Raw genomic sequence first — 6,727 nt, forward strand, 5'->3', positions numbered from 1 at the left:
GTTTGCGTGCTTCGGTCCAATCAGCAACGATGCGACCGATTGCCTCCTGGCGTGTCGCTGCCTCGACGAGATGACCATGTTGCGCATAGACGTCGAGCCCCTTCTCGACCTCGCCGCGGGCAAACAGCCGTGAAGCCTCGCGTGCCCATTCGTCACGCTGGCGGCGCACACCGGCAAGCTCGGCAAAACCGATCCGCTCGGTGATTGCCCGGAAAGCAGCACCCGCCTGGATCGGCTGCAGCTGCATCGCATCACCGACCAGGACCACTTTCGCGCCTGCCCCTTCGGCGATCTTCAGCACACGCGCCATCTGCTGCGACGACACCATGCCGGCCTCGTCAATGACCAGCACGTCACCGCGATGCAGTGTGTCGCGCCCATTGGCCCAGGCCAACTCCCAGGAGGCGAGCGTGCGCGACTTGATGCCGGAACTGTCTTCCAGCCCTTCCGCCGCCTTGCCGGCAAGGGCAGCACCGATCACCCGGTGCCCCTCGCCCTCCCAGGCAAGACGCGCCGCCGCCAACAGCGTCGACTTGCCGGCGCCGGCAAGGCCGACAACGGCGGCGATCCCGCTGTCACCGGTGACATGACGGATGGCATCGACCTGCTCCGCATCGAGCCGGAACGGAGTTTTAGGATCGGCGCTCTCGACGGTTTTGATGGCAGCGTCGACATGCTTGAGGGAGACGGCAAAGCCGTCACGCTTCAACAGGGCCTGTGCGGACTGCGCCATGTCGTATTCGATGCGCAGCATGTCCCGCGTTGTGAACACCGCCGGTTCCGATAGCTTGCCGGTTTCCGCCTCGATCTCCTGCGGCTTCAGCATGACCAGCTGGTCGGACGCCATCAGCCGGGCGCGGATGTTGGCAAAATCGGTGGGATCGTCGACATAACGGTGCAGCGCCTTGGCGATATCCTTCTCGTCGAAGGTGGAGCGTTCATTGCCGAGTTGCTTCAACAGAAGCTCCGGCTCGGCCAGCAGCCGGTCGGCCATCTCCTGGCGCCTGGCAAGATCGGCGGGAGCGAAGTAGAGCTCCTTGCCCTTGCCGGCGAGGGCGGCCTTTTCTGGTCCGAGATGTTTTTGCGCAATGCCGTCGAGGCCCTGTTCGGCATAGGAGCGTCCATCGAGCCGGATCTCGTGACCGGCAAGCGCCAGATGCCGGTTGGCCGTCTCCGCCCAGGCGATCTTCCAGGCCTTCATCGTTTCCTTGTCGCCGGCCCAGACCCTGTAGACGATCTTTCCACTTGGCCGGTCCGGCGTGACCACCCGCAGCGGTTTGCCGTCCTCTCCAGGAACCGGAACTTTCTTCGGCCCAAACCCCTCCTCGGTCAGCGGCCGCAGTGTCGTCATCAGATGGATGTGCGGATTGCCGTCCTTGTCGTGATAGACCCAGTCGGCGACCATTCCTTTCGACGTCAGATTGTCGCGGACGAAGTCGCGAACCAGAGCAATATTCTGCGCTCGCGTCAGTTCCTCCGGCAGCGCAATGATCAGCTCGCGGGCAAGCTGCGCGTCCGCCCGCGTCTCGAAGGCATCGACGGCATTCCACAACGCCTCGCTTGCCTTGGCAACGGATTGGCCTGATATCGCCGACCCCAGCCAGGCCGGGATCTCATCCGGCAGCGCCAGCTCCTCATGGACCAGTTCGGCCGCCCCACCGCGATAGCTGAACGACGTTCCCATCTGTTCGTCGATCATCCGGGCGCGATGGCGATAGGCGGCAGCCGAAACGATGCTGCGGCCGGCTCCCCTGCTGATTACCTGCGCTCTGACGAACATGATCGCCATCGACGTCTCCACAGCGTTCAAGCACGTCGCGACAGCGACGTATATTGCGCCCTCAAACCGATCGGACCAAAGGTCCGATGCCGCTTTCCGGTTGCAGGCTAGCGCATTTTACTGATCTATTCCAGTTAGTATAATCGACACGGATCAAATGTCGAAAACGCAAAGGAACCAATGATGGTCATACAATCATCGATTTCCGAGCTCGGCGCCCAGATCGACAAGCTGCGCAAACGCAAACGTTTTTCGATCGATAATCAGTTTTACCCCGCGCCGCGATGACGACAGGCTTGCAGAGACGGAGATCACCGATGAGCAGATCGACCGGATCTTCGAACAGATCGCGGGGCGACTTTGCAAGGAGGAGAAGGTGGGGCTACTGCCCCTCGACTCAAGCGAGCGCGGTCAGAGGCTCCACATGACGGCTGAGCGCGAGCGCGAGGTGCGCGAGAAAGCGCTGCTCGCCGGGATCATCGTCGAGACCATGGGGAAAATAGAGCGTCGCAGAAGGTGGCCCCGCCCAGACACGGCCGGTTTCAATCGAACTCCGTTTGCGCCGGCTAGGAGGACGGCGAGCGCCGCCTCAGGAGGGCAGTCCGGTGCTGAGGCGACCGTCGAGTTCGGTTCAAATCACCGCCGCTCTGTGATCGCCGAATCGGTCTATGCTTCGACAGCGCCGTCGAGCAAGCCGTCGTATATTTCCAGCAGCACGTTGGTGATCGCCTGTCCGAGGGCGTTGCCTGCGGAGCGTAGTTCCTCTTCGCTGCCATCACGGGCTGCTTTGGCAAGGTCAAAGCCCTGCTCGCTGACGATCTGCTTTGCCGCTTCGATCGCCCAGAGCCCGAAGTCGCCTCTGCTGTCGATTTTGAGTGTCTCGTCCATTGTCCATTCCATCGTGTCGCCGGCAGAGAGGTCTAGCCGCTTACTGCCGCGATGGTAAGTGCGGTGCTTGCAATATCCCCAAACCGGAAATCATCCATCACCGCCGTGAATCGGTGGATCCCGATCGATTCAAAACTGTCGTTGGACCGAGCTTGCGATGAAGGCGACAATTCCCTCCATGTCCCATGAAGAAAAAGACGAGCTTCACCTTCGCCGGATCGACCCTGTCCAGAACATGCGGCGCTTCTACACGCTCCAAATCCAACCGACCTTATTCGGCGGGGCGTCGCTGGTGCGTTATTGGGGCCGGATCGGCACCAACGGACAGGCGAAAATCAACACCTATGATGATCCTCACAGGGCGAAAGCGGCTTATTGGCAGCTGGAGCGGGTCAAGCGTCGTCGCGGCTATAAGGAACCTGAGGCCAGCAAGAATTCCGCCTCGCATGACGTCGCAATTTTCGCTGGGAAGCGAGCACGCATCCCGACATTGTTGCCCAGCCTGCAAGCTGAGAACGTCGACGATTAAGAGGCGACCGTCGCCGCCGCCAAGCACATCTTGGGGCTGCCATTAGCGCCAGGATTGAAGGGCGCGCGCTGCATGAACGGCGATGCCGGTCTCGCTTGTGATATCCCTGATGATCGCCGCCAGCGAGCCGAGTTCGTCCGCGCTCAGCGCCACCAGCTTGGGATAGTCGATATCGACGCCACTATGATCAGCGGCCAAAGCGTTCATCCAGTCGCCGCCGTTGACGCGGAATTCATGCGTGTCGCAATCAAATTCGAGATCGTCCAGCAGAGTGATGGCGAAGCTCCCGAAAATCTCGTTCTCGCCCTCCAACTGAAATTCGGCAAATTCATCGTCTCCAATGAGAACACTTCGTTCCAATGCCATGATGACGTGGATCCGATCGATTGCCGCGTCGACGCCCCTCGACCAGGCGATCGTGAAGCTGTCGCGAGAAATCGTCGTCGCAGCCGAAGCGGTTTGCGAGGACGACGAGCCGAAAGCCGGCAAGCTTGGTGTAGAGCATGAGGTTCTGATCTGTTGTCATGATGTGATCTCCTTCGTTGATGACGGAGATCGGCCACTCCTTGGCAAAGAGGGGTCAAGGACCGCGGAACGCGGCTCGCAAGCGGGGGAACCGATTTTGTCGCTCGCGGCAAAATTGGGGGAGACCGCGCCGTCCTTGACGCCGGATTTGCTGGAGTAAAATAGGACGTCAGAGAGAGAAGAGACCCGCGGACCCGAAGGGGACGCGACCGTTTCCGGCGTGAGCCGGCGGGAGTGTCGAGGGATGAAATCCCTGACAGACCGGCGGCCGGTCGATCCGGCCGGCCGGGCTTATGGACGTGGCGATAGCCTCCGTCAGAACGGAGGCTTGGGGTCGATGCGGCCATCCTGCTCGGCCCAGATCACCTCGCGTTCGGCCAGCGCCAGTTCCAGCTCGTTCTCGATCTGGCGACGCTCGGCCGGATCGGCGTTCCGCAGCTCCGCGCCCAGCAGTTCGATGATGTCGTCGATGCAAGTGGTCATTGTCGTCTCCTTGACGTTGTGAAAGACGACGCCCGCGGTCATGGCGGGATGGAGGGGTCAAGGATCGCGGAACGCGACCGGCGGAGCCGGCGAGTGGGGGAGCCGATTTTGTCGGAGCGGAGGAAACCGGAGCGGCGGCAAAATTGGGGGAACCATTCGTCCTTGAGGCCTTCATGCCGTCATGACACCCTTGGACCGACTGAGCAGACCTTCCCCTCTCCGTATCGCACCAGAAAAGCCGGCAGCGGGCTCGATGCCCGCTGCCGGCTTGAGTCTTGCGGGAAGGGCCAGCCCCGATGACGGGGCCGGCCCAGTCGCTTCAGGCCGGGCTATTCCAGAGGATGACCTTCTTGCTCGGCTCTCCGCCAGGAGCCTGGGCGACGTTGCCGAAGATGACGCCGATTTCCGGAGCCTCCAGCTTGACGGAGAGGTATTCCTCGCCGGTCAGGCGGGCGATGCGGTTCCAGGCGGCGCCAATCTCGAAGCCGGTCTTGCGGTGGATGATGCGGTAGTCCGGTGCTTCGTCGCTCGCCTTGCTGGCGTTCGGCACGATTGCGATCGGCGCGTTCACCCGGATCGTCGCGAAGATGCCTTCGAGGCTGCCGTCGGTCTTCTGGGTCAGGGTTGCGATCGTGGTGGCCATGGTATGTCTCCTTCGGTTGCTCGGGACCATTCCCGATGGCGCCCGAAGAAGGGGCCGAGCCGCAGGCGTCACCGGAGCGCCAGCGCAGGGAAACCCCTTGCGGGTTGACGCTGATGGCGGCCGGTCCCTTAGAAAGGCGACACAAGAAAACGGGAATGGTCCTGAACCGCGACCGGTGGGAGAGACCGATCTATGGCCATCCGATAGCGCCCGTGCCAGGAGCTCCTGCCCTGATGTCCTGCGCGATCTAAGAAAGCTCAGGCTAAGTTGGGCTGTACCGCTTGTCGGAATATGACGAGATAGTCGCTTCGCATGGCAAGGAGCTGCTGTCGCGCTACCGGGCAAGTTTCGCCCAGTTCACAGGTCTCGCTGACCGCCTCCTGCATTGCCTATTCACTGTTTTCGATTGCCTTTCTGTCCGTCTTCCTGGTCAAGTATCGCATCGAGTACATGCTGGTCCTGCCGTTCATTGTTGCCCTGTTCACGGCCTATTTCGTGATGGCGACGAAACCGGGCTCGACGGCGCAGAAACCGGAAAAGCTACTCCGCGAGCCCGGCCTGATCGCGATCGTCGCGGCCCTAATGGCGGCCTTCATCTTCACGACATTCGTCGACATACCGCTTCTAGTGACTCTGACCGAACAGCACTACATCACCATCCGATGATCGCAAGGAATGTCGACTGGGGCAGTATCCGCTTCGTCATCTTCGACGTCGATGGAACTCTATACAATCAGCGCAGGCTGCGCCTTCGAATGGCCGTCGAATTGATTGTTGATGCGGTGGCAAGAGGCAGCCTGACAAATCTGCGTGTGCTGCGCGCATACCGCTCCCTGCGTGAAACCATCGGCGAGGAGGAGATCGACGATTTTCAGGCGTGCCTGATGGCGCGAACCGTTGCGCGAACCGGCCAGCCAGCCGAAAGGATCGAGGCAATCGTCAGTGAATGGATCGAGCGCCGTCCGCTCGCCTATATCGCATCCTGCCGGTATGATGGGCTGGTGGAGTTGTTTGCCGCGCTCAGACGGCAGACAAGGCGATCGGGATCTATTCTGATTATCCTGCCGACGAGAAGCTGCAGAGGATGAGATTGTCGGCCGATTACATATTGGCCGCAAGCGATCCCGGCGTCGGCATCCAGAAGCCTGATCCGCGCGGCCTGCAGATGCTGTGCAGCGCGCCGGCGTCGGCCCGGCGCAAAACGTTCTGATCGGCGACAGACCCGAGCGGGATGGCCTTGCGGCGCGGCGCGCCGGTGTCCTGCCGCTCATGCGCTCCGACGGGCCGGGGGAGCTGGCTCACCTTTTCGACTTATTCGGACCCGGTGTTCGCAGCGCTGCGAGCAGAGGAAGCGTCCGAATGATCTTGTCCAAGGCTATCCGCTATGTGTTCACCGGAGGCCTGGCTGCTTTCGTCGATCTCACGGTGTCTCGTGGCCTGCTGGCGCTTGGCGTGCCTATCGGCCTTTCGGCGACATCGAGCTGGCTGATCGCGGCCGTCATCAATTACAGCGTCACCAGCCGCTATGTCTTCAATCAGACAATAAGCCGTAAGCGCGCTTCACTGTTCCTCATCGGCGCGCTGCTCGGCCTATCGATCAATGTTTGCGTGACGCTAATCCTCGTGCAACAGGTCGTGCTCTCGCCCTTGTGGGCAAAGCTTTTCGGCATCGGCACGGCCTTCGTCTTCAATTTCCTGATAAACCTCCTCTGGGTGTTCAGGTAGAGCCAGCAAGCGACGCCGCCTCCTCCTCGTTGAGGTCCGGCTGCAAATCATGCAGGTAATCGACGGCCCGCTGCGCATGAGCTGCCGCTGAAAAGATGGCGCGCTTGTCGTTGCCCAGAACTTCGAGCCAGCCATCGAGGTAGCTTGCGTGATC

General features: G+C 61.3%; 10 protein-coding genes and 1 pseudogene. 4 read left to right on the top strand and 7 right to left on the bottom strand.

The window, feature by feature from the left end; translation table 11 throughout:
* Together traA and RLEG4DRAFT_RS13895 are read right to left on the bottom strand one after the other, a co-directional pair.
* On the bottom strand, nucleotides 1–1,789 hold a 1,789-nt coding region (gene traA, locus RLEG4DRAFT_RS13890), incomplete at its 3' end, for a Ti-type conjugative transfer relaxase TraA (RefSeq protein ID WP_003577434.1).
* A gap of 657 nt (nucleotides 1,790–2,446) precedes the next feature.
* Nucleotides 2,447–2,668 (bottom strand): hypothetical protein, encoded by a 222-nt coding sequence (locus RLEG4DRAFT_RS13895; protein ID WP_003577435.1) that lies wholly within the window; start codon nucleotides 2,666–2,668, stop codon nucleotides 2,447–2,449.
* 157 nt (nucleotides 2,669–2,825) lie between these two features.
* Here RLEG4DRAFT_RS13895 and RLEG4DRAFT_RS13900 point away from each other — a divergent pair, with 157 nt between their 5' ends.
* On the top strand, nucleotides 2,826–3,197 hold the full coding sequence (locus tag RLEG4DRAFT_RS13900) for a WGR domain-containing protein (protein WP_003577436.1): 372 nt from the start codon (nucleotides 2,826–2,828) through the stop codon (nucleotides 3,195–3,197).
* 42 nt (nucleotides 3,198–3,239) lie between these two features.
* On the opposite strand, the pseudogene RLEG4DRAFT_RS13905 reads toward RLEG4DRAFT_RS13900, so the two are convergent.
* The 3 genes and pseudogenes from RLEG4DRAFT_RS13905 to RLEG4DRAFT_RS13915 form a co-directional block, all read right to left on the bottom strand.
* Nucleotides 3,240–3,723: pseudogene (locus RLEG4DRAFT_RS13905) on the bottom strand (hypothetical protein).
* Nucleotides 3,724–4,037: 314 nt separating this feature from the next.
* Nucleotides 4,038–4,205 (bottom strand): hypothetical protein, encoded by a 168-nt coding sequence (locus RLEG4DRAFT_RS40830; RefSeq protein WP_003577438.1) that lies wholly within the window; start codon nucleotides 4,203–4,205, stop codon nucleotides 4,038–4,040.
* 319 nt (nucleotides 4,206–4,524) lie between these two features.
* Entirely contained in the window at nucleotides 4,525–4,848 is a 324-nt protein-coding gene (locus tag RLEG4DRAFT_RS13915; RefSeq protein WP_003577439.1) for a DUF736 domain-containing protein, read from the bottom strand.
* Between the two features lie 312 nt (nucleotides 4,849–5,160).
* Between RLEG4DRAFT_RS13915 and RLEG4DRAFT_RS13920 the strand changes: the two genes are divergently transcribed.
* Together RLEG4DRAFT_RS13920 and RLEG4DRAFT_RS47030 are read left to right on the top strand one after the other, a co-directional pair.
* A complete protein-coding gene (locus tag RLEG4DRAFT_RS13920; protein ID WP_245277956.1) occupies nucleotides 5,161–5,514 on the top strand; it encodes a hypothetical protein in 354 nt (117 codons plus the stop codon).
* Complete coding sequence (locus RLEG4DRAFT_RS47030; RefSeq protein WP_245277957.1) at nucleotides 5,511–5,936, top strand: hypothetical protein; 426 nt, start codon at nucleotides 5,511–5,513, stop codon at nucleotides 5,934–5,936. Before RLEG4DRAFT_RS13920 ends, RLEG4DRAFT_RS47030 begins: the two co-directional genes overlap by 4 nt.
* Nucleotides 5,937–5,949: 13 nt before the next feature.
* Here RLEG4DRAFT_RS47030 and RLEG4DRAFT_RS47035 read toward each other — a convergent pair whose 3' ends face one another.
* Nucleotides 5,950–6,150, bottom strand: coding sequence for a hypothetical protein (locus tag RLEG4DRAFT_RS47035; protein ID WP_245277958.1), 201 nt, complete (start codon nucleotides 6,148–6,150; stop codon nucleotides 5,950–5,952).
* 57 nt (nucleotides 6,151–6,207) lie between these two features.
* Between RLEG4DRAFT_RS47035 and RLEG4DRAFT_RS13930 the strand changes: the two genes are divergently transcribed.
* Entirely contained in the window at nucleotides 6,208–6,573 is a 366-nt protein-coding gene (locus RLEG4DRAFT_RS13930) for a GtrA family protein (RefSeq protein ID WP_003577440.1), read from the top strand.
* On the opposite strand, the gene RLEG4DRAFT_RS47040 is transcribed toward RLEG4DRAFT_RS13930, so the two are convergent.
* Nucleotides 6,566–6,727: zincin-like metallopeptidase domain-containing protein (locus RLEG4DRAFT_RS47040; protein WP_003577441.1), on the bottom strand; the 162-nt coding region annotated here is incomplete at its 5' end. The two genes, RLEG4DRAFT_RS13930 and RLEG4DRAFT_RS47040, sit on opposite strands and share 8 nt — an antisense overlap.

This window comes from Rhizobium leguminosarum bv. trifolii WSM2297 (assembly GCF_000271845.1).

Coding starts and splice junctions, on each gene's coding strand:
- RLEG4DRAFT_RS13915 (WP_003577439.1), bottom strand. CDS start 4,848: ATGGCCACCACGATCGCAACCCTGACCCAGAAGACCGACGGCAGCCTC.
- RLEG4DRAFT_RS13930 (WP_003577440.1), top strand. CDS start 6,208: ATGATCTTGTCCAAGGCTATCCGCTATGTGTTCACCGGAGGCCTGGCT.
- RLEG4DRAFT_RS13895 (WP_003577435.1), bottom strand. CDS start 2,668: ATGGACGAGACACTCAAAATCGACAGCAGAGGCGACTTCGGGCTCTGG.
- RLEG4DRAFT_RS13920 (WP_245277956.1), top strand. CDS start 5,161: ATGGCAAGGAGCTGCTGTCGCGCTACCGGGCAAGTTTCGCCCAGTTCA.
- RLEG4DRAFT_RS13900 (WP_003577436.1), top strand. CDS start 2,826: ATGAAGGCGACAATTCCCTCCATGTCCCATGAAGAAAAAGACGAGCTT.
- RLEG4DRAFT_RS47030 (WP_245277957.1), top strand. CDS start 5,511: ATGATCGCAAGGAATGTCGACTGGGGCAGTATCCGCTTCGTCATCTTC.
- RLEG4DRAFT_RS40830 (WP_003577438.1), bottom strand. CDS start 4,205: ATGACCACTTGCATCGACGACATCATCGAACTGCTGGGCGCGGAGCTG.